General features: G+C 43.9%; 21 protein-coding genes. 20 read left to right on the top strand and 1 reads right to left on the bottom strand.

Annotation, left to right across the window (positions count from 1 at the left end):
* Positions 1-5 precede the first annotated feature (5 nt).
* From CWC18_RS00995 to CWC18_RS01075, 17 genes are all read left to right on the top strand, one after another.
* The gene (locus tag CWC18_RS00995) at positions 6-521 is read left to right on the top strand and encodes a hypothetical protein (protein WP_138674511.1); all 516 of its coding nucleotides are present in this window, start codon (positions 6-8) and stop codon (positions 519-521) included.
* A gap of 1,631 nt (positions 522-2,152) precedes the next feature.
* Positions 2,153-3,070 carry a baseplate assembly protein gene (locus CWC18_RS01000; protein ID WP_138674512.1) on the top strand — a complete coding sequence of 306 codons (918 nt, stop codon included), beginning with the start codon at positions 2,153-2,155 and terminating at the stop codon, positions 3,068-3,070.
* Positions 3,067-4,008, top strand: a complete 942-nt coding sequence (locus tag CWC18_RS01005) for a phage tail protein I (RefSeq protein WP_138674513.1) — start codon at positions 3,067-3,069, stop codon at positions 4,006-4,008. The genes CWC18_RS01000 and CWC18_RS01005 overlap by 4 nt, the downstream gene beginning before the upstream one ends.
* Positions 4,009-4,566 carry a phage tail-collar fiber domain-containing protein gene (locus tag CWC18_RS01010; RefSeq protein WP_138591768.1) on the top strand — a complete coding sequence of 186 codons (558 nt, stop codon included), beginning with the start codon at positions 4,009-4,011 and terminating at the stop codon, positions 4,564-4,566. It begins immediately after the preceding gene.
* Positions 4,567-4,588: 22 nt separating this feature from the next.
* Positions 4,589-5,395 (top strand): hypothetical protein, encoded by an 807-nt coding sequence (locus CWC18_RS01015; protein WP_138674514.1) that lies wholly within the window; start codon positions 4,589-4,591, stop codon positions 5,393-5,395.
* Positions 5,396-5,397: 2 nt separating this feature from the next.
* Positions 5,398-5,649, top strand: a complete 252-nt coding sequence (locus tag CWC18_RS01020) for a tail fiber assembly protein (RefSeq protein WP_138674515.1) — start codon at positions 5,398-5,400, stop codon at positions 5,647-5,649.
* Between the two features lie 69 nt (positions 5,650-5,718).
* Positions 5,719-6,321, top strand: a complete 603-nt coding sequence (locus tag CWC18_RS01025; protein ID WP_138674516.1) for a hypothetical protein — start codon at positions 5,719-5,721, stop codon at positions 6,319-6,321.
* A gap of 2 nt (positions 6,322-6,323) precedes the next feature.
* Entirely contained in the window at positions 6,324-7,004 is a 681-nt protein-coding gene (locus CWC18_RS01030) for a phage baseplate assembly protein V (RefSeq protein ID WP_138674517.1), read from the top strand.
* Between the two features lie 2 nt (positions 7,005-7,006).
* A complete protein-coding gene (locus CWC18_RS01035; RefSeq protein WP_119859802.1) occupies positions 7,007-7,306 on the top strand; it encodes a PAAR domain-containing protein in 300 nt (99 codons plus the stop codon).
* A 56-nt stretch (positions 7,307-7,362) separates the two neighbouring features.
* Positions 7,363-7,698, top strand: a complete 336-nt coding sequence (locus CWC18_RS01040; RefSeq protein ID WP_119859801.1) for a GPW/gp25 family protein — start codon at positions 7,363-7,365, stop codon at positions 7,696-7,698.
* A gap of 113 nt (positions 7,699-7,811) precedes the next feature.
* Entirely contained in the window at positions 7,812-9,146 is a 1,335-nt protein-coding gene (locus CWC18_RS01045; protein WP_138674518.1) for a phage tail sheath subtilisin-like domain-containing protein, read from the top strand.
* A complete protein-coding gene (locus CWC18_RS01050) occupies positions 9,146-9,655 on the top strand; it encodes a phage major tail tube protein (RefSeq protein ID WP_119859799.1) in 510 nt (169 codons plus the stop codon). Before CWC18_RS01045 ends, CWC18_RS01050 begins: the two co-directional genes overlap by 1 nt.
* Before the next feature lie 6 nt (positions 9,656-9,661).
* Positions 9,662-9,919 (top strand): phage tail assembly protein, encoded by a 258-nt coding sequence (locus CWC18_RS01055; RefSeq protein ID WP_010364460.1) that lies wholly within the window; start codon positions 9,662-9,664, stop codon positions 9,917-9,919.
* A gap of 390 nt (positions 9,920-10,309) precedes the next feature.
* Positions 10,310-14,308, top strand: coding sequence for a hypothetical protein (locus tag CWC18_RS01060; RefSeq protein ID WP_138674519.1), 3,999 nt, complete (start codon positions 10,310-10,312; stop codon positions 14,306-14,308).
* Positions 14,308-14,754, top strand: coding sequence for a phage tail protein (locus CWC18_RS01065; protein WP_138591774.1), 447 nt, complete (start codon positions 14,308-14,310; stop codon positions 14,752-14,754). The genes CWC18_RS01060 and CWC18_RS01065 overlap by 1 nt, the downstream gene beginning before the upstream one ends.
* A gap of 12 nt (positions 14,755-14,766) precedes the next feature.
* The gene (locus CWC18_RS01070) at positions 14,767-14,982 is read left to right on the top strand and encodes a tail protein X (protein ID WP_119859796.1); all 216 of its coding nucleotides are present in this window, start codon (positions 14,767-14,769) and stop codon (positions 14,980-14,982) included.
* 10 nt (positions 14,983-14,992) lie between these two features.
* Positions 14,993-16,003 (top strand): phage late control D family protein, encoded by a 1,011-nt coding sequence (locus tag CWC18_RS01075; RefSeq protein ID WP_138591775.1) that lies wholly within the window; start codon positions 14,993-14,995, stop codon positions 16,001-16,003.
* A 319-nt stretch (positions 16,004-16,322) separates the two neighbouring features.
* Here the strand turns inward: CWC18_RS01075 and CWC18_RS01080 are convergent, their stop codons facing one another.
* Positions 16,323-17,219, bottom strand: coding sequence for a DMT family transporter (locus CWC18_RS01080; RefSeq protein WP_138591776.1), 897 nt, complete (start codon positions 17,217-17,219; stop codon positions 16,323-16,325).
* Positions 17,220-17,362: 143 nt separating this feature from the next.
* Here CWC18_RS01080 and CWC18_RS01085 point away from each other — a divergent pair, with 143 nt between their 5' ends.
* From CWC18_RS01085 to metH, 3 genes are read left to right on the top strand one after another with little or no spacing between them, the layout of a single operon-like run.
* Positions 17,363-18,310 carry a homoserine O-succinyltransferase gene (locus CWC18_RS01085; protein ID WP_138674520.1) on the top strand — a complete coding sequence of 316 codons (948 nt, stop codon included), beginning with the start codon at positions 17,363-17,365 and terminating at the stop codon, positions 18,308-18,310.
* Positions 18,300-19,370 carry a homocysteine S-methyltransferase family protein gene (locus tag CWC18_RS01090; protein WP_138674521.1) on the top strand — a complete coding sequence of 357 codons (1,071 nt, stop codon included), beginning with the start codon at positions 18,300-18,302 and terminating at the stop codon, positions 19,368-19,370. Before CWC18_RS01085 ends, CWC18_RS01090 begins: the two co-directional genes overlap by 11 nt.
* A 10-nt stretch (positions 19,371-19,380) precedes the next feature.
* Positions 19,381-22,011 (top strand): methionine synthase, encoded by a 2,631-nt coding sequence (gene metH, locus CWC18_RS01095; RefSeq protein ID WP_138674522.1) that lies wholly within the window; start codon positions 19,381-19,383, stop codon positions 22,009-22,011.
* Positions 22,012-22,166: the final 155 nt, after the last annotated feature.

The raw sequence follows: 22,166 nt of genomic DNA on the forward strand, positions 1-22,166 counted from the left end.
TGAATATGTTTATTTGGTGTAATGAAAAACAAGCAATAAAGTTAAACGGGACGTATTTGTTGACGCACCCTGAAACTGGTGAGCGTTGGGTTGATAGTGAACAAGCGCAGCAGTGGTATTCACAGTATGAAGCGAATTCAGTCGAGCAGGACTTAGTTACTGAAACAGAATTAACAAACGTTGAGCTGAAAAGCGTGGTAGGTGCTATTCGAACACCGTCACACTTTGTAAAAGGTCAAGAGATCAAAATAACAACCGCTGAAAATACAGATGTGACTTTGACTGGGTCTTTAGCCATTTCAGATGAAACCTTCTTGTTACCGGTATTGCGGGATGATGGCCGTCGTCTTTACTTCCCGATTGCCGTAGTGGATGGTGAGTTTACTGCTGTTTTTAACTTTCCAACATCAGGCAAATATACGGTGAGCACGGAGTTACTGAACGAAGAGTTCGCACAGCCGCGCTTTAGTGCTGACTTACTGACTTTTTACGTTGTACGTCAAACTGCAAATGCAGCCTAACGGTCAGCATTGACCTGTTTCAAACCGTAAAATTCGCTAATATACACCCATGCTAGACAACAGGCCCAACAGGGTTTGCCGCTAGCACAGTGAGCTGATTTGAAGGTTTGCTGACACAATCCCAACTTGTACTATTGAAAGCCGGTTTAGTTGACTTTTTAAGTGTAACTAAATCGGCTTTTTGTTGTGGGGTGAAGAGGGTTCAGAAAAGCATTTTTTGTAAGAGTGTGTATAAAACAAAGCCCAAAGCCTAAAGTATAAAACCTTCGTCTCCCTGAACTTGATTCAGGGTCCATGTTTTTTAGCGCTAGTGTTAAGTTACACATGGTCGTTAATACAAAAATGGATCCTGACCTGCGTCAGGAAGACAAGGGTATGGTGCGAAGTATTATAAGAAGTCATCATTTGAGTAAGTACTTAGGTAATTTAATCCATCGTCTCCCTGAACTTGATTCAGGGTCCATGTGTTTTTGAGCACTGGTGTTAAGTTACACTCGGGTGTTAATACAAAGATGGATCCTGACCTGCGTCAGGAAGACAATAATATAGGCGCATTACAATGTAGTGGTCATCATTTGAGTAAGTACTTAGGTAATTTAAATCATCGTCTCCCTGAACTTGATTCAGGGTCCATGTGTTTTTGAGCACTGGTGTTAAGTTACACTCGGGCGTTAATACAAAAATGGATCCTGACCTTCGTCAGGAAGACAATGGTGTTAGCGCATTACAATGTAGATACAAGTGGTCATCATTATTTAAGCAGAGCTCATGCGCTTTAAATCATCGTCTCCCTGAACTTGATTCAGGGTCCATATGTTTTTGAGCGCTGGTGTTAAGTTACACATGGGCTTTAATACAAAGATGGATCCTGACCTTCGTCAGGAAGACAAGGGTGTGGTGCTAAGTGTTTTTATTACGTTATAAGCTCAATAAAAAAACACTCAAAATGGTTTGCTACGGCGAATCATTCTGACTGTTTTTAAAGGGTCAGCATTGACCTGTTTCACACCGTAAAATTCGCTAATATATACCCATGCTAGACAACAAGCTCAAACGGGTTTGCAGCTAGCACAGTGAGCTGATTTGAAGGTTTGCTAACACATCTAACTTGTCCAGATAAAGCCGGTTTAGTTGACTTTTAAAGTCGCACTAAATCGGCTTTTTGTTGTGGGGTGAAGAGGGTTCAGAAAAGCATTTTGGAAAGAATGCGTATAACACAAAACCTAAAGCCTAAAGTATAAAACCTTCGTCTCCCTGAACTTGTTTCAGGGTCCATGTGTTTTGGGCGCTGGTGTTAAGTTACACATGGGCGTCAATACAAAGGTGGATCCTGACCTGCGTCAGGAAGACAAGGGTGTGGTGCTAAGTGTTTGTATTACGTTATAAGCTCAATAAAAAACATTCAAAATGGTTTGCCACGGCGAATCATTCTGACTGTTTTTAAACGGTCAGCATTGACCTGTTTCAAACCGTAAAAACCGGTAATATATACCTAAGCTGGTTAATCAAAGAAAAGATATACAACGTTGTTATTAATGAATAATAACTCGTTTTACATAGATTCCAACTCCACCAATTGAGCCTACACACTGTGTAGGCTTTTTTATGGATGCAAATAAAAGGTGCTTAAGATGAATATGTTTAATCTACTCGATATGTCAAAAGTACCATTGCCCGATAGCATCACGGTGTTGGACTATGAACAAAAGCTTAAAGAGCTAAAAGAAAAGCTATTAGCAAAACACCCTGAATTTTCAGATGCGCTGACCTTAGAATCAGAGCCACTGGCCATCATGCTAGAAATGATGGCGTATCAAGCTTTGTTATTTGACGGCAAAGTGAATGATGCCATAAAAGGTAATATGTTAGCGTCGGCGACAGGCAATGATTTAGACGCTATTGCGGCGCGATATAATTTATCTCGCCAAGCTGCGAGCTCAAATATTCATGAAAAAGAAAGCGATACGCGCTTTAGGCGTCGTATTCAAATGGTATTTGAAGGGTTAAACACCGCAGGAAGCAAGCAGGCATATCAGTTTCATGCATTATCGGCAGACCCGCGGGTGAAAGATGTGTATGTACATAGTCCGCAACCTTGCGTTGTAGAACTCACCGTATTGAGCCATGAAGGGCACGGTTTGCCCTCTACAGAGTTAGTTGAAAAACTACGCAACCATTTTGGTTTATTGCCTGATGGCAGTGGGCCAAGTGAAGAGGCGTCAAAAGTGAGGCCATTGGGCGATAAAGTGTCGATTTTCACCCCAAATGTTGTGCCGTATCATATTGAGGTTAACTTGGTGATTGCTCCCGGGCCTTCGGCATCAAGTGTTGAAGCGACCGTTAAAGCCGCGCTTGACGAATATAGTGCACAGCAAACATTACTAGGGCGAGACATTAGCCAGATGGGGCTCTTTAGTGCCATTAATCAACCGGGTGTTGAAAAAGGCCAAGTAGTAAGCCCAAGTACTGACATACAGGTACCTGCCGACTCAGTCGCACACTGCACAGGTATGGTGATTAATGCATCGGTGCGCAGAGGCGATGAATGAGTGACTTTAAAGCGTTACCCGACTTGCTGCCACACAATGCGTCACTGTTGGTGCGCTCACTGGCTGAGTTATTAACATACCCTGATAAATCACAGTTATTAAAACACATTTGGCATCCACAGGATTGCCCCGCAGAGCTATTACCTTGGCTTGCTTGGGCGTTGTCGGTAGATGATTGGAATGATGCGTGGTCTGAGCACACTAAACGGCAAATGATTGATGATGCGTTTGTCGTCCATCAATTTAAAGCCACCCCGTTTGCCTTAAAAAAAGCGTTAGATAGCTTAAACATTGAAACCGACATTCATGAATGGTGGCATCAAGTCGATGCGCAGCCCGGTACCATCGTGGTTAACGCGATGGTGAACGAAAACCTTGATAGCAACGAGGAAGGGTTACTGACCAAAGCGATGCTTGCGCAAGTAAAACGCATTATTGATACCGTTAAACGCGCTTCTATTCATGTTGAAGTGCAGTTGGGTATTTCGTTAAAAGAACAATTTGGTATGGGAATACATGCCAGTGCAGGGACGGGGTTACTCTCCAAGGAAGGCGTCTTCAACGGAGTAAGGCCAGATGCGGGGTATATTGATTTAGCCGCGTCGCTTAATGCTCAACCTGGTATTGGGTCTTTGCAACAACAAGGCGACTTTAACGGTGTGACACCGGATGACACTGAGGCAACGCTTGGCGCTGTACTAGCAGGTCAAAAAGGGATTGGCGCGTTAGAACATAGCCTTGATATGACGGGGGTGGTGCCAAATGCAATGGCCACAGGCTTAAACTTATGTGGTTATGGCCAAGTGAATATTACAGCAATGGAGGCGCAAGCGAGCTGGAAAGGTGTATGGCCTGAGTCATGTGTTGCTACTACGGTGGTGTCAGCTGCATTATCTCAACTTCAACTTACTTATTTTACTCTACAAGGAGCGACGTAAATGTCTGCATTAACCTTGCAATTTACTCAAGCTGGTTTAGACGCGTTAATGACCGCCACACAGCGCGGTTTTAAAGGCAAAATCAGCCATATGGCATTTGGTGACAGTGACTACACACCAGATAAAACTCAAACAGCGCTTAAAGGCGAAAAAGAACGGGTCGCCATTGCCGACACTGATTATTCCGATGGCGAAGGCAGCAGCTTAAAAATAGCAGGTAAGTTTGATGCACCCATTGAATACCCTATTCGCGAGATTGGAGTATTCATTGAATCACCAAACTACAGTGGTGAAGGTGAGCCTGAGCTGATTTTATTGGGGGTGTACTCAAAACCAAACACCACGTTAGGGTACCGTACACCCGATGTAAAAGTACTCCAGTGGCTAACCTTATCGTTGGCGCAGCTACCATCAGAGAGTGTTGAGGTAAAGGTCGGCGTTGATAATCTGAACTTGATTGTGGATAGAGAGTTGGCTGATATGACCTTGGTTCAACTCAACACCATGCAACGCCAAATTGAACAAGAGCTGCGCTTAGTTGCACTTGAACAAGCTTAGTCTTTAAAGTTAAGGAAATACGATGTCAAATCAAGAAAAACCCATGAGCCAAAGGCTCACGGACGTGGTGGTCGCCGCCGACAACCTAACGCAAACCGTACAAGATAAAATTGGCAGTATTGATGCTACCGTTGCTGCAAAATCAGCAGAGGTTGATCAAAAAATCGCAAGTGCAGAAACAGAGTTTAATAATTGGAAAAATTCAATTGTAGAAACAATCAATGGCATTGATGTAACGAAAATAGGCAATGAAAAACACTTTTCATTTGAGCGAATACTTAGCGCTGGAGGGTACACTCGCGAAACTGATGGGCCTGATTCTGCTTATCCGCGTTGTTCAACCCCTCAACCTCCATATTACATAAATATGTTGGAGTTTAAGTCAGGAGCGAACCACCTGACTTATGGCGATTATGGAGACTACTTCAAAATTGAATTTATGATGTGCCACCGAGGTATGTTTGCATCAGAGGGATATACAGATCATTTAATATTTACAGGGACTTCTTATCAAGACTCCGTTGCGTGTCAGCTAGAAGTTAAAAAAATAGCGAACGACAGCAGCTTAAGCGTGTTTATTTCAGAGCCAAATAATCTAGAAAAAGAAATTCCGCTCACGAATGCTATGGAAGGGACGGTTTTACCTGTTTCATATCGCTCGATTGGACAAGGGTACAACCAAGGCTTTGCGAGAGTGTCATTAAAAGTTGATACACGCCCGCACTGTGGTTCAACTCGCGCTATTTCAGTTGACACAAAATATACATCGAACTCAGGTCAGCCTGTTGTAAATTATATAACGCAAGAAAAACCGACATGGGAGCAATAATCATGGAAAAAGATTTAAGTTCATTAGAATCACAAATGCCTATTGAAGATATCTTAGAGTTTGGTAAATGGTCGACAGTTAAGGCGATACGAGATGCCAATTTAAAAGCGACAGATTGGTATGTTACAAAAAGCCAAGAAACAGGTGAGGTTTTAACTGAGGAATTTAAAAGCTACCGTCAAGCACTGCGTGATATTCCTCAAACATATACAAATCCTGATGATGTTGTTTGGCCAGTAAAGCCGGTAATGTAACCCCTTCGGTCGTATCGTCCGCCCTAAATTTCCAGCCATTCTGGCTGAGCTTTTAATCAGAGAATCACTATGAATCAACGTAGTACCCTAGTACGAAAGGTACTTGAGTGCCTCACGTCTGGACTTGACGGTATCGCTCAGGTAGGGCTGTTAAAGCCGAGCATGCCGTATCCAGATTTAACGCAAGTCGCGCAAGTATGTGTGCAAGTCTTAGCTGAGCGTCAAGCCAGTGAGTTGCAAGCAAAAGGCGCCGACGCTGGCGTCACTTACGGGCCAACGTCAAATAAGAATTTGAGCCCTAACCCGCTCGATAGACGGGTATTAACATTGCAACTGGACTTAGAAGTAGAGCACACCGACAGTGATGCACTGCTGACGCGTTTAGATGGGGTGATTGAGCGATGTGAAGCGCTGATGCAGGCGGACGATATGGCCACTCCTTGGCAGTTTTTTATTCCGTACAATATCGACTTTGCGTTTACTAAACAGCCGAGCAGTGTGATTGGTAAAGCGACGTTAACTTGGCAGTTTTATTACCAAGTTGAGATTCTTGAAGTCTGTGATTTACCGCCTATCAGTGAAGTGTATTTAGGCCCTGAAGGGGGCGAACATTGGCTTATTGCCAAAACCCCAGCAGCGGTTGAGACGCCATCAGGCAATGGGAGTGCTTAATTATGATAGCCAACCCATTACAAACCAATTTAGCCCAAGCCGACATGCAGCATCGGCTCGCTAAGTTAATTTCGTTAGGCACAGTGAATGAGGTGGATTACGAAAAAGCGCTAGTTAGAGTCACCATTGGTGATTGGTTAACCTCTTGGTTGCCTTGGCTTACAGCGCAAGCGTTTAACGACTTAACTTGGCAAGCCCCTGAAGTGGGGGAGCAAGTGGTGGTATTGGCCCCGTGCGGTGACTTAGCCCAAGGGGTGGTGTTAGGGAGTTTATATCAACAAGACCACAACCTTGAAAAAGTGGCCAGTGATGTAGCAAAAGAGAGCCGTCAACACGTGCAGCGCACGGTGTATCAAGACGGCTCAATGGTTGAATACGACCGCGAAAAGCATCGCTACTATATTGATATAAAAGGTGAAGAGGCAACTGTCGATGTTGTATCTGCCGGAACTCTTAATATAACCACTGAAAAAGATATCACCGTAATTACCTCCGCTAATGCCACGGTTAATGCAACACAAAACATCACGGTTTCAGCCACTGAAGCGCTTAAGTTATCTGGTAAAACAGTCGACATTAGTGCAACTGGGGGAGATGTGAAGGTGGACGCAAGTGCCGGGATCGGGATTAAAGCGGCTGACACATTAAAGCTCAATGGTGCAAATATCAGTGCACAGGAGTAAGTATGCCAGCAATCTCATTAGATGGTGCGATGACCAATGTTCACGCGCTGTTTTTACCGGGTAAAGCCAGTGCAACACAGGGCAGCTTTACCGTGGCGGGTAAGCCAGCGCTCAGAGAAGGTGACCCCATTAGTACGCATGTATTGTCGACAGACCCAAGTGTAAAGCATGAAGGCAAGGCGATATCTGCGGGCGCAGGCAGCTTTACCATTGAAGGTAAAGCGGTTGCTCGTATTGGCGACCCAACCAACTGTGATGGGCAATTGGCGCAAGGTGAAGGTGGGTTCACTGTAGGTGGGTAATTTTTAACTTACGTTCGTTTTATATAGACCTACGGTCAGACATAAAAGGCAATCATATGCTTGGCATGAACGCAAAAACAGGTAAGCCCCTTTCTGGGGTTGAGCATTTAAAGCAGAGTATTCAAGACATTGTTACCACACCGATTGGTAGCCGTGTGATGCGCAGAGATTACGGCTGTGGCTTATTTGATTTACTCGATAGCCCATATTCAACCAGCATGGTGGGTGATATTACCTTGGTGATATCGAATGCACTGGAAAAATGGGAGCCGCGTTTTGAACTTGAGTCAGTCGCGGTACAACCGACCAGTTCGGGTAAGCTCTCAATCGATATTAGCGGCTTATATTTAATCAATGGTGAGCCGGTGCTCATCGAAGGTATTCAAATTTAAACCAGGAGATTACGACCCTATTTTGGTAAGTAAATCCTAACTTTTAACTTTAAAAAGCCACGTTCAGCGTGGCTTTTTTGTTTCTAACTGACATACCCTTAAAGGAGATTCATATGTCAAAATTTCTACATGGTGTAGAGGTAATCGAGGCGCAATCAGGCACTCGTCCAATTAAAACAGTAAAAAGCTCAGTAATTGGCTTGATAGGTACAGCGCCTTTTGCAGATGAAGACGCGTTTCCTTTAAATACGCCAGTATTGATTGCTGGTAAGCGCGCTGAAGCCGCAAAGTTAGTTAACCCTGAAAATGCGGATTTTAAAACGCGTTTACAGACTTTACGTGATGCGGCACTCGCTACTGAAGTTTCTGACTTTAAAAAAGCGAATGGCAATGTTGAGCCGACGGCTGATGAGCTTAAAGCATTAACAGATAAAGTTGAAAAAGCAGTTGATGATGTTGAGTATGACCGTAAAGGTACGCTAGTACCAGGTGTTGACGGTATTTTCGACCAAGCAGGTGCCGTAATTATTGTTGTACGTGTTGCTGATGGTACTGAAGCTGCTGTTACTCAAAATATCATTGGTGGCGTTGCTGCTGACGGTTCATTTGAAGGTATGCAGGCATTCCTTGGTGCTGAATCTGTTGTGGGTGTTGCACCGCGCATTTTGGTTGCACCTGGGTATACACATCAAAAAGATGGCACAGAGAAAAACCCAGTTGTTACCGATTTAGTTGGTATTGCTGAGCGTTTACGTGCCGTTATCATTGCTGATGGGCCAAACTCTGATGACGACGCAGCAAAAGCATACCGTAAAGACTTTGGTTCACGCCGAGTTTTTGTGGTTGACCCAGCAGTTAAAGTGTTCCGCGATGGTAAATCAGTTGTAGAACCAGCCAGTGCACGTGTTGCAGGCATGATTGCAAAATCAGATAACGACCGTGGTTTCTGGTGGAGCCCAAGTAACACCAATATGAATGGTATTGTGGCGACAGCTCGCCCAATCGATTTCCAACTTGGTGATGCAAATGCCCGTGCTAACTTACTGAACGAAAACGAAGTAGCAACAATTATTCGTCAAAACGGCTTTAAGCTTTGGGGTAACCGTACGTGTTCTGACGACCCTAAATGGGCGTTCTTATCAGTTGTTCGTACAGCTGACATGATCAACGATTCACTACTACGCGCTCACATGTGGGCCGTTGACCGTAACATCACTAAAACATACATCGATGATGTTGTACAAAGTGTGCAAGGTTACCTTGATAGCCTTAAAGCACAAGGTGCAATTTTGGGTGGTGAAATTTGGGCTGATGAAGAGCTAAACACACCAATCAATATTCAAGCCGGTAAAGTGTATTTCAGCTTTGATTTCACGCCACCAACACCCGCTGAGCACATTACATTCAAAAGCATCCTTACTAACAACTACCTAGAGGAAATCGTATAATGGCAACATCTCCTAAAATTCTAAAAAAGTTTAAATTATTTGTTGATGGTAAGGGCTACCTTGGTATCGCAGATGAAATCACGCTGCCAAAAGTAACGGTTAAAACACGTGAAGTGACGTCTGGTTTTCAAGCGCCAATCGAACTTGATGTGGGCCAGCTTGAGAAAATGGAAGGCACAATCACATTACTTGAGTACAACGCAGACCTATTAAAACTGATGGGTGGCTGGGCTGATATTACTAAGCCACTTGTTGCACGTGGTGCAATTCAAGCACAGGGCGAAGCGCCAGTACCGGTAAAAGTTACACTGTCTGGTTTCTTCAAAGAAATGGATATGGGCAACTGGAAAGATGGCGAAGAAGCCAAGCTGACTATGCAGTATGCAGTACAAAAATATAAATTAGAAATTGGCGCAGACGTCATTTACGACATCGACTTAGGCAATGATGTTCGCATCGTAAACGGTGTTGACCAAATGGCGTTACTTCGCACAGCAATTGGAGCTTAATAAGTTATGACAGATATCATTAAACTGACTTTCCCAGTCACGGTCGACGCGCATGAGTATGCAGAGCTTAAAATGAGACGACCAAAGGTACGTGATAGATTAATGGTAGACAAAACGGATTTAAGTGAATCAGAAAGCGAAATTCGTTATTTCTCACATTTGTGTGAAGTGTCTCCAGATGTAATTGAAGAATTAGACTGGAGTGACTTTGTCAAACTAAGAGAAAAGCTACAGGCTTTTCTCGTATCCCGCCCAAGCGCTTAAAAGCCATGGTTATAGCCCTCGCAAAATATACCGGGTGGGGCTTACAAGAATTAAACGGCTTAACTGAACCAGAACTTTGTGACTGGTTTGAAGCGGCCGTTGACTATAAAAATGAAACGGAGGCAGGTCATTGACCTGCCTTTTTTACTGCTAAATTCAATACCTTTTCTAATAAAAGGCTAAGCAAAATCGCAATCGCTCATCTTAATAGATTAGCGAGTTAAACACTTAACGTATTGTTATTTCGCATATCTTTTTCAATTCTATCGGCCCTCGGCCCATTATTTCACGCTTGTTATTTCAGTTATGTACGCGCCTTGCTATTGAAGCAGGCAGGTTTACTGGCAGGCAAGTATTCAGCTCACTTCTTTGCATCTCCCAGGTATAGCTATGAAACGTCACGGATCATCCGATCAAAAACGCGGTGCGAAAAAAAAATCTCCCGCAGTCAGTAAAAAAAAGGCGAATACAGCCAATAAAGTTAAAAATAAACTACCTAAGGTTCAGCAAAATCAAGCCGATTCGGCAAAAGAGCTCGGGCAGGCCGTACAAAGCATGAAAGCCTCAGGTGCCATACTTAAACCTAACTCAATTGCGCCTATTTTAACGCAATTGGCCAAGTTTAACCTTAATCAGGTCATGGCCGATAATGGTAATGTGCTTAAGCAACAACTGCTTAGTTTAAGTAAAGCAGCGACACAGAATACAGGAAATAATGGTGCAATACAGGCACTAGAAAATCAGAAAAACGCCGCACAAGCAAAAGCACAAGAGGCTACCTCAGCGGCGGCAACTGAATTATCCGCACAGATGAGCCAAGGAGCCGATTTATCGCAGGCGATAGCCGGATTGAGTCAGCATGTGAAAGGATTAGACTTTAGCGATTTTCAGCATGTGGTAAAACAAGATTTATCTGGGTTAAAGCAAGCACTGCCAGAAATTTCTAACTCGGTAGATATTGCGGGTTTAACGGATGTGATTGCCCAGCATAGTGCTGCATTTTCAGCCAGTGGTGGTGAGCAAGTATTATCTCAGCAACTCGACTTATTAGCGTCGACTGCACCGCAAGTTTTAAATGCGTTGAATATGCCAGAAGCGGCAGAGTCACTTAAAACGGGGTTGGCGACTTTTAACCAGCTCGATATCCCAGGCATGATGGATGGCGACTTGTCGAGCCTAACAGCCACAGCACCACAAGTGTTAGAGAATATGGGATTCGGCCAAGCGGCCAATATGGTGGGTAAGGCACTGCCTGTGCTCGATAAGTTAGACGCTGGCGCAGTATTGCAGGGCGACTTAAGCTCTTTGGCTGATGCAGCTCCTGCTGCACTTGATGCGTTAAACATGCCGCAAGCGGCACAAACAATCGAAAACATGTTACCTGCATTGCACAGCATTGATGCCGGTGCCATTATGCAAGGCGATTTAAGCTCGTTAAAAGATGCAGCGCCAGAGCTCATAAAAGCAGTGGATATTGACGCGCTTAATCAGTCGATTGTGCAAAATATTCCAGCGCTCTCTCAGCTTGACTTAGCAGGCGTTGTTGAAGGGGATTTAAGCAGTTTATTAAAAACGGCTCCCGATATTTTGCGAACGGCCGACTTTGGTGGTGCGGCCGATGCAATGCAAACTGTTATGCCTGCATTGCAGCAGTTAGACATGAAAGGGCTTATGAATGGAGATTTAAGCTCTTTAAAAGATGCGGCTCCTGAATTGATAAAAACCCTTGATTTAGAGGGTATACACCAGTCAATTACACAAAGAATACCTGCGCTAGAGCAGTTAGATTTAGCCGGTGTTGCCCAAGGTGATTTAAGCAGTTTACTCGATACGGCTCCTGATATTTTGCGCTCTGCTAATTTTGGGGGGGCCGCAGATGCAATGCAAACTGCGTTACCCGCGCTTAAGCAGCTTGATCCACAGGGGATCATGAGCGGTGACTTATCATCGCTTGAAAAAGCTGGGCCAGAATTACTGCGCAACTTTGACTTTGGCGCAGCCGCAGACGTGCTTGAGCACGCCATGCCAGCAATGTCAAAGCTGGACATGAATGGTTTAATGCAGGGTGATTTAAGCTCACTGATGGACGCTGGACCCGATGCATTACGCGCATTCGGCTTGGGTGATGCAGCAGACAAATTTGGCGAAGCATTGCCCGCGCTGAAACAACTCGATATGAAAGGGATCGCCAGTGGCGATATTTCAACATTATTAGACGCAGGCCCTGGCTTATTAAACTCGTTAGGGTTAGAGGGCGCTGCGGGCATGATGGAATCGGCCTTACCTGCGTTAAAGCAGCTTGATGTAAAAGGCATTATGGGCGGAGACTTAGACTCGTTACTCAGTGCAGGACCTGATTTACTCAATGCCTTTGGTTTTGACGGTGCGGCCTCGTTTATGCAAGATCACGCCGCGACGTTGGCGAAATTAGATTTTAAAGGGATTTTAAAAGGCGACTTATCATCAATAACGGGCGCACTCCCTGATTTACTCAACGGGTTTGGTTTAGGGGGGATTGCCGACATGTTCTCTGGCGGGGAAGCTGAGACTGACTTTGAAGCCCCTGACGAAGAAGAGAAGGAAAAAAAGAAAAAGCCTAAAAAGCGTAAAAATAAAGGCGGTAAAAAAGGCAACCGACGTAATAAAAAAGGCCGTGGTAATAAAGGCAAAGGGCGAGAGTCCCAACGAGAAGATGATCTCTCTGATGAGAAAAAGTCACTCAAAAGCAATAAAAAGCCATGGGCAAAAGACACTTCTTTTAAAACGAAGGAGTCAGCCAAGGTAAAAGCAAAACCGGCAAATAAGCCAAAGCTTTCTGTTATTGATGGCGGTTTGTCAGACGCTGAAAAAAATCAGCTGGCGAAAAAAACACCATCTCAGACTAAAGCAAAAGCAGCGAATACCAAGGCGTCGAATACAAAATTGGGTAAACCGATGGCGGCTAATGACCCGATTTTTAGTAAGCCGAAAAAAGGGTTGTTTAAAGGCAAAGGGCTCATTAAGGGGATCACCAGAAGCCCACTTGGTAAGCTATTTGGCCGTTTGGCAGCACCGGTGACGGCTGCAATGGGTGTTATGGATGTGGCGTCAACTTTATCTGATAACAGCCTAACAAAACAGGAAAAATCAGAGCAAGTTGGACAGGCTGCGGGCAGTGCGGGTGGTGCTTTAGCCGGGGCCGCAGCGGGTGCCGCAATTGGTTCAGTGATCCCCGTGTTTGGTACTGCGATTGGTGGCATTGTTGGTGGTGCGTTAGGTGCCTTTGGTGGTGAATCATTAGGCGGTATGTTAGGTGGCTGGTTTGGCAGTACGTTAGACGAGTCTGATGAAAAGTCAGAAGCGAAATCTACTGAAAAAGCGGATACTACGCAGACAAACCAACAAACACCCAACCAAGTAAAAGAGGGTGCTACAGCCAAAGATCTCGCAAACACCAAGGATACGACCCCCCTTAAAACTGATGATGTGGCTGCAAGTAAGAAAGTTGACGCACCGTCAGAAAAGACAAGCAGTATTTTCAGCAGAATAATGGCAAATCCAGTAACGAAAATGCTTGGTGCGACGGGTATTGGCGCAGCATCTGGTGCATTGGGTAGTTTAGTTGGGGGACTATTTTCTGATTCTCCAGAAAAGGAGAAATCGACGCAAGGCGGGAATACAAGCGACACTGCATCAGTGACTGGCAGCTCAGAAAGTCATGCTGAAACATCGTTAGATTATGTAAAAAATAACGTCATTAATGAAGTCAACATGTTTGCAGGTATTGCGGCTGAGATGGAGAAAAGTGCCGGTATTAAAAATGGACCGATGAGCAAGCTATCAAATGTTGGTGGTGGCGTTAGTGATCTGCTAAATGGCCATACGATACTCAATGCTGCCAATGATGATTCACTGTCATTAAAGCAAAAAGCGACGACGATGGCTGGAACCGCAGCAGGTTGGGGGGCGAGTGAATGGGTTTCCGATAAAATGGGGAAATTTAAAAACCGAACTGTTCGCATGTTTGCGCCCGTTGCCGGATATGCGACCAATGCATTAGTAGGTGCCCTAGGTGGTAATTTTTCAGGTTGGTTAACTGAGACGATATTTGGCAAAGATAAAGCCAATGAAGTTAAAACACCGCAGTTGTCTAATGGTGCACAAGCCTCGGGAGCAGACTTAAAAGCAGCCTCTTTGGCAGCGACGCCGAACAATAATACCGCAACAGGAAAATCAAACCGAACCGCAACTACGGGTGGCAGTGTCACCGTCAATGCAAACATTACTGTGAACACCACCCCTGGCATGTCGGCGATTGAAATTGCTGAGCAAATTAAACAGGTGCTTGAACAAAAACAAGTGCAAGCACAACGAGATCTGCGTACTCGATATATTGATGAGGTAGCTTAATGGAAAAAGTAGTCAATGCATCACACATGATGCAATTAGGGGAGTTTAAGTTTTCTGTTGGAGGGGCTGCTTTTGACAATTTAAAGTTCAATACAGACTACCGCTGGAAAACACAAGACTCTCAAACTGAAGATAGCAGCCCTTCAATGCAGTTTGTGGGTGTTGGGGATCAAACGTTAAGTCTTACGGGCACAATTTACCCTCAATTGGTAAAAGATGGCCTGACACAGGTCGACAAAATGCGCGCAGAGGCAATCACTAAATTGCCTTTAAAGCTGACTTATGTGCAAGCAAGTGGCAAGTCAGATCCCAGTGTGGGGCGTGTACTGGGCAACTGGATAATAATGTCGATCAGTGAAGATAGAACCCTATTTTTAAACGATGGTATCCCACGAGAAATTAAGTTCTCTATGGAATTAAAGCGCCATGATGCAAACACCAAGTAATGAGGGAAGGCAATGAATGGAGTAACTTATATTACCCGAGATGGGGACTGCTTAGACCATATTTGCTGGCGTCATTATGGGCGCAGCAGTGGCATGGTTGAATTAGTGCTAGAAGCAAACCATGGACTGGCTGAAAAAGGTGGTATTTATGCTGAAAATATCGCCATATTTTTGCCTGAAGTGATCACGAAACCGATTGCTGACAACGTTATTAATATTTGGGATTGAGGGAAGGATTATGGGTTTACAGCCTCAGTATTCAATTAAAGCAAACGGTAAAGAAGTGGCTGAACGTTTGCGAGACAGACTGGTTGAAGTGCGGGTTAGCCTGAAAACGGGGCTACAAAGTGACACTTGTTATGTCAGGTTTGATAACCTAGGCACAGCACCAATCCAAGAACCAAAAGCGACAGATATTGTTGAAATTGCGATGGGGTATAAAAATGGCGCGGCGGATAAGTCGGCAAAACTATCGCCTTTAGGTGCATTTGAAGTGGGCGAATACAGTGTGTCAGGCCCTGTTCGTTCACTCGAGTTATTCGGCAATAAAATGCTGTGGCACACAGGTCTTAAAACCCCGAAACAAAAATCTTGGCCTGATGACCCGAGCACCCCCCAAAAGTTGGGTGATTTAGTGTCTGATATTGCTGCTGAGCATGGTTTAGACCCAAAAGTAGGCCCTGATTTTACAAGTATTGAACTGCCACATATTGAGCAAAGTGAAAGTGATTTACAATTGCTGACTAAGCTTGCAGAGCAATATGATGCGGTGCTCAAAATAGCACAAGATAAACTCATTTTTATGGCAAGAGGTACAGGCAAGTCGTTGTCAGGTAAACCACTCAAAGAAGTTGAAATAGATGTTGGCCAATTATTGTCTTGGCACTATATGCAAGATGCTTATCGTAAAGTTGGCGAAGTCAAAGCGTATTTTTATGATCAGAATGAAGCCAAGCGCAAACAAGTGAAAGCAGGCAAGGGCGCGCCAGCCACTACTCTACCTTATGTTTATGCAGATGAAGCCTATGCAACGCAAGCGGCCACAGCCAAACATAACCGGTTAAATCGCAGTGCCAAGTCCATGAGAGCAAAAGTCATTGGTGATCCCGCGATTGGTGCAGGAGCCGTTGTTAAAATCGTCAACACCCAAACCACTGTAGACGGTAAGTGGTATGTCAGTGAAGTTGAACACTGCATTAATGGTGAGGGGTTTGCCTCTTATTTATTGTGTGAGCAAATTGCGTCTTAGCGCGTTATCTACAATATTGTTTGATTTGAGCGTTTACTAATCGCAATACCCTTAGACCCTTTCAAGAATATTTTAAAGGCTTGATATCACTTTAAGCCTTTTACGCTCTACTTTTTACATTCTGAATATATTGAATTTTAGTGTGCTTAAGCGAATGTCTGTGGCGCGCATACCCCTCTTCTATACATCCTACCTAGACACTCCTTTCTCCATATAGGCTATCCTCGTTTGCAAAAACGGGCTCTGGCCTCCTTCCACTTTTAATTTCTTCATACACAATTTATTGTCATTTCCAATTTGAGTTATTTTAGCTTTTTCATTATGCGCTTAGTAACACACCCACCCCAAATAAGGCTAACAATCCCCCTATTATCATGTTACGTGTGATCGCTTCTTTTTTAATGAACGCGAGTGCCATTACCATTAATGGTGCGGTTGCTAAAATAGTTTGTGCAATAGCAGGGTCGGTATTTTTTACCGCGCCGAGCTGTAACCAAAGGCCAATAAAGGTGCCAAAGAACACCGCGATAAATAACCATTTTTTATTGCTGATCCCTTTGAGTCTGATGGCTTTGCTTAGGCTGTGTTCCTTTAAAAATGCCACTAAAATAGCCACAGCGAACGTGCCAGACAGCAAGCGGATCATCGCTGCCCATAGGCTACTGGTTGCTTCATCGCCCATACCTGCCTTTGACATCACCATCCCCGCGGCTTGGCAACTGGCTGCAATTATGGCAAATGCGACGCCGAATTTGTATTGTTGTTTGTCAACCTTGGGTAAAGCACGGTTTGGCTTGATAGCTAAAATAACCCCAACAGTGGTGATGGCTATGCCAAACCAAGCGACGGTGTTTAAGTATGTGCCCAAAATGATAATATTGAGTATCCCCGCGATGGCTGGTGCCAACGATTCAATGACTAAGGTTCTGGCGGGGCCTATGTTTCTTAGCGCTGCAAAATAGGCGCTGTCTCCAATAGCGATACCAACAATGCCACTTGCGATTAACCATAGCCATGCATTAGCGTGACTGGGTAGTGCACTGTCCTGTAATAGTACTAAAACAACACACATCATGGCACATGCCATAACGCCTTTACTGACATTTAGCTCAAAGGGTGACAGTGTATGACTAAATCGCTTATAAATAATTGTAGAGCACGCCCACACCAACGCAGCACTCAGTGCTGCAATCTCACCTAACCCAATATTTAACATACCTTCCCTTTAATTTATGTTTGTTATTATTCTTTTAATGTGGATAATAACGCTCATGTTGTTTAGACGTCTGTACATCTAGAGGTTGAAATTTCTGTCGTTGCGTTCATAATAACAGAGTATTCTAAACTCAGGAGAACCGTGTGCCGATCACAGTCAAAGACGAATTACCCGCTATTTTGCAGTTACGTCAAGAAAATGTGTTTGTAATGCCAAAAAGTCGTGCAAAGTCGCAAGAGATCCGCCCGATGCGTTTGGCCATTTTAAACTTGATGCCTAATAAAGTAGAAACGGAAGTTCAGTTTATTCGTTTACTGGCTAATTCTCCTTTGCAGGTAAATGTTGATCTGTTGCGGCTAGACACTCACCGCAGCTCTGAAAATTCAGAGCATCACTTAGATATGTTTTATCGTTATTTCTCAGATGTAAAAGACCACAATTATGATGCACTTATTGTGACGGGCGCACCGTTGGCACATTTAGAATATGAAGATGTAACATACTGGAGTGAACTACAAACCTTTTTTGATTGGGCTGAGAACCATGTGACGTCAACGTTGTTTTCTTGTTGGGCTGCCCATGCAGGGTTATTTCATCACTATGGATTAAAACGAGAGCTTAAAAAGAATAAACTGTGTGGTGTGTTTAAACACCGTTGTTACTTTGAACATGGTGCGTTGACGCGAGGCTTTGACGACGAATTTGTGGTGCCGCATTCTCGCTATGGTCATATTGATGCAGAAAAAATTGATAACAATGATGATTTAATTACTCTTGCTGGCTCAGAAAGGGTCGGGGCGTATTTAATTAAGAATCAATCTGGGAGCCAAGTTTACTTAACGGGTCACCCTGAATATGATGCTAATACATTGCAAAAAGAATATACCAGAGATCTGAGCAAAAGTGCCGATGCTGCTATGCCTGAGGGATACTTTCCCGATGATAATGCAGACAAACGGCCATCTAAAACGTGGCAAAGTCATGCCTTTTTGTTATTCTCGAACTGGCTGAACTACTATGTTTACCAAACCACGCCATATGATATTAATCTCGTTAGCCAAGATGTAAGGACTAACAGCTATGCCGAATAATTTACCGTCGAATAAAAGCGCAGCTTTAACCGAGGCAATGAAGAACCGTATTCTGATCCTAGATGGTGCAATGGGTACCATGATCCAGCAATATAAATTTGAAGAAGAAGACTATCGTGGAGCGCGCTTTAGAGATTGGCATGTGTTGATCAAAGGCAATAACGATTTATTGAGTTTGACTAAACCAGAGGTGATCAGAGATATTCACAGTCAGTTTTTAGCATCTGGTGCAGACATTATTGAAACAAATACCTTTAATGCCACGACCATTTCAATGGACGATTACGAAATGGCTAGCCTTAGCCGTGAAATCAATATTGAGTCGGCGAAATTGGCAAGAGCGGTGTGCGACGAATTTACCGCACAAAACCCAGATAAACCTCGCTATGTCGCGGGCGTGTTAGGGCCGACGTCAAAAACCTGTTCAATTTCTCCGGATGTAAATGACCCAGGTTATCGCAATATTACCTTTGATAAACTAGTTGAGGCCTATGTTGAGTCAACGCTTGCTTTAATGGAGGGAGGCGCGGATCTCATTTTAATCGAAACCATTTTTGATACATTAAATGCAAAAGCAGCCTCGTTTGCTGTTGAAGAAGCGTTTGAGCAAGCGGGCGTTACCTTGCCAGTGATGATCTCAGGTACTATTACCGATGCATCTGGTCGCACGTTATCAGGTCAAACAACCGAAGCGTTTTATAACTCTATTCGTCATATAAAGCCTATTTCAATAGGACTAAACTGTGCATTAGGACCTGATCTGCTACGTCAGTATGTGGTGGAATTATCACGAGTGTGCGAGACATTTACGTCGGTTCATCCGAACGCCGGTTTACCTAATGAATTTGGTGAATATGACCTAGAAGCGGATGAAATGGCGAAAGAAATTATAGATTGGGGTAAAGAGGGCTACATTAATATTGTTGGAGGCTGTTGTGGGACGACGCCTGCGCATATTAAAGCCTTTGCTGATGGCCTTACAGGTCTACAACCTCGTGCATTACCTAAACTAGATATACGTATGCGTTTGGCTGGTCTTGAAGCCTGTAATTTGAATTAGGAAGTCGTCAATGAGTCAAGCAACAGCAGTATTTACCAATGTTGGTGAACGTACAAATGTCACAGGTTCAGCGCGTTTTAAACGCCTCATTCTAGAAGAAGATTATGAAACAGCACTGGGTGTTGCCCGTGAACAGGTAGAAAGTGGCGCACAAGTGATTGATATCAACATGGATGAAGCCATGTTGGACTCAAAAGCGGCGATGGTGAAGTTTTTAAATTTGATCGCCTCAGAGCCTGATATTTCTCGTGTCCCTATTATGGTCGACTCCTCTAAGTGGGAAGTCATTGAAGCGGGTTTAAAATGTATTCAAGGTAAGGCCATTGTTAACTCTATCTCTTTGAAAGAAGGGGAAGAGTCTTTTATTCGTCAAGCAAAAATAATTAAACGTTTTGGTGCTGCAGCCGTTGTAATGGCGTTTGATGAAACAGGCCAAGCGGAAACAGAAGATCGTAAGTTTGAAATTTGTCAGCGCTCATATCGTATTTTGGTTGACCAGTTAGGTTTTCCACCTGAAGACATTATTTTTGATCCGAATATTTTTGCTGTGGCAACCGGTATTGAAGAACATGACAATTATGCGGTTGAATTTATTGAAGGCACACGCCGGATAAAACAAGAGTTACCGCATTGTAAAGTGTCGGGTGGGGTATCGAACGTCTCGTTTTCGTTTCGTGGTAATAACCCGGTTCGTGAAGCGATTCATTCGGTGTTTTTATACCATGCTATCAAAGCTGGTATGGATATGGGGATTGTAAATGCAGGGCAACTTGCGGTTTATGATGATATTCCACAAGAACTCAGAAAAGCAGTTGAAGATGTGGTACTCAATACTGACCCTGGTGCTGGTGAGCGGCTGGTGGAGCTTGCACCGAAATATTCAGGTATGGCACAAGCTGAAAAGGTTGAAGATCTAGAATGGCGTACTTGGCCAGTCGAAAAGCGCCTTGAACATGCTTTGGTTAAAGGTATTACTGATTATATTGATGAAGATACTGAAGTGTGTCGTGCCAGTATGGATAAGCCCATACAAGTTATTGAAGGGCCATTAATGGATGGCATGAATGTGGTTGGTGATTTGTTTGGTGCAGGTAAAATGTTTTTACCTCAGGTGGTTAAATCTGCACGGGTAATGAAACGTGCTGTTGCCTACCTTGACCCTTTCATTGAGGCAGAAAAAGAAGAAGGCGCAACCAACGGTAAAATCATCATGGCGACCGTAAAAGGGGACGTGCATGATATTGGCAAGAACATTGTTGGCGTGGTCTTACAGTGTAATAACTACGAAGTGGTTGACCTAGGTGTAATGGTACCTGCAGAGAAAATTTTGCAAACGGCCATAGACGAAAATGCCGATGTCATCGGGCTTTCTGGGTTAATTACGCCATCGCTTGATGAAATGGTACATGTTGCTAAAGAAATGAAGCGTCGAAACTTTGAATTGCCATTACTCATTGGCGGTGCAACTACATCAAAAGCACATACGGCGGTTAAAATTGAACCTCAGTATGATGAAGGCGTGGTGTATGTGAATAATGCCAGTCGTGCGGTAGGTGTGGTATCGAATTTATTGAGTAAAACGCAAAAGAGCGAGTTTTTAACGAAAACAGCGGCTGAGTATACCAAAGTTCGAGAGCAGCAGGCCCGTAAAAAGCCACGTTCAAAACCGGTAACATTGCAACGCGCGCGCGATAATGCCATTCAAATTGATTGGAAAAACTATACACCACCAGTCCCGAAAACGTTAGGGGTAACCGAGTTTCGCGATGTGAGCATCAAGACATTACGTAAATATATTGACTGGACTCCGTATTTTATGACGTGGTCATTAGCAGGTAAATACCCGCGTATTTTAGACGATGAAATCGTCGGCGAGGAAGCAAAAAGCCTGTTCAAAGACGCCAATGAGATGCTTGATGAGTATGAAAAAAGTGGTGCACTCAAGCCGCTTGGTGTCATAGGCTTGTTTCCGGCAAACCGAGTAGGTGATGACATTGAGATTTATACTGATGAAACGCGCTCAGAGGTATTAACGACATCATGTCATTTACGTCAGCAAACAGAAAAAACGGACTTTCCTAATTACTGTTTGGCAGATTACATTGCGCCGAAGGGTATTGCGGATTACTACGGTGGCTTCGCGGTGACGGGGGGTCTTGAAGAAGACGATTTGGCCAATGCATTTGATGCTAAACAAGATGATTACAATAAGATCATGGTTAAGGCGGTTGCGGATCGTTTGGCCGAAGCATTTGCAGAATATTTACATGAGCAAGTACGAAAAGAGTTTTGGGGGTATGTGCCTGACGAGAACTTGAGTAATGAAGAACTTATTCGTGAAAATTACCAAGGCATCCGTCCAGCACCAGGCTACCCAGCCTGCCCTGAGCACACTGAGAAGAAAAAGATTTGGCAATTACTTGATACTGAGCAGCGTATTGGTATGCAGTTAACTACCTCCTATGCTATGTGGCCAGGTGCCGCGGTGTCGGGTTGGTATTTTTCTCATCCAGACTGTAAATATTATGCGGTTGCGAGTATTCAAAAAGACCAAGTTGAAGATTATGCAAAACGTACCAACATGACACTTGAAGAAGCGGAACGCTGGTTATCTCCTAATTTAGGTTATGAACCTGCGTAATTAATGTTTGGCTAAGGGCGTTTAAGAAACCTTTAATTCTTAATCGCCCTTTTGAGTACATATTGTTAACCTTCTAATTTTTATTTCAAAACTTTCTCTATCTTGTGCCAATCACAATAATATTCCTACGTAAGTTAACCAATTAATTTTTATTC

Source organism: Pseudoalteromonas aurantia (assembly GCF_005886875.1).
GTDB classification, from domain to species: Bacteria; Pseudomonadota; Gammaproteobacteria; order Enterobacterales; family Alteromonadaceae; genus Pseudoalteromonas; species Pseudoalteromonas aurantia_A.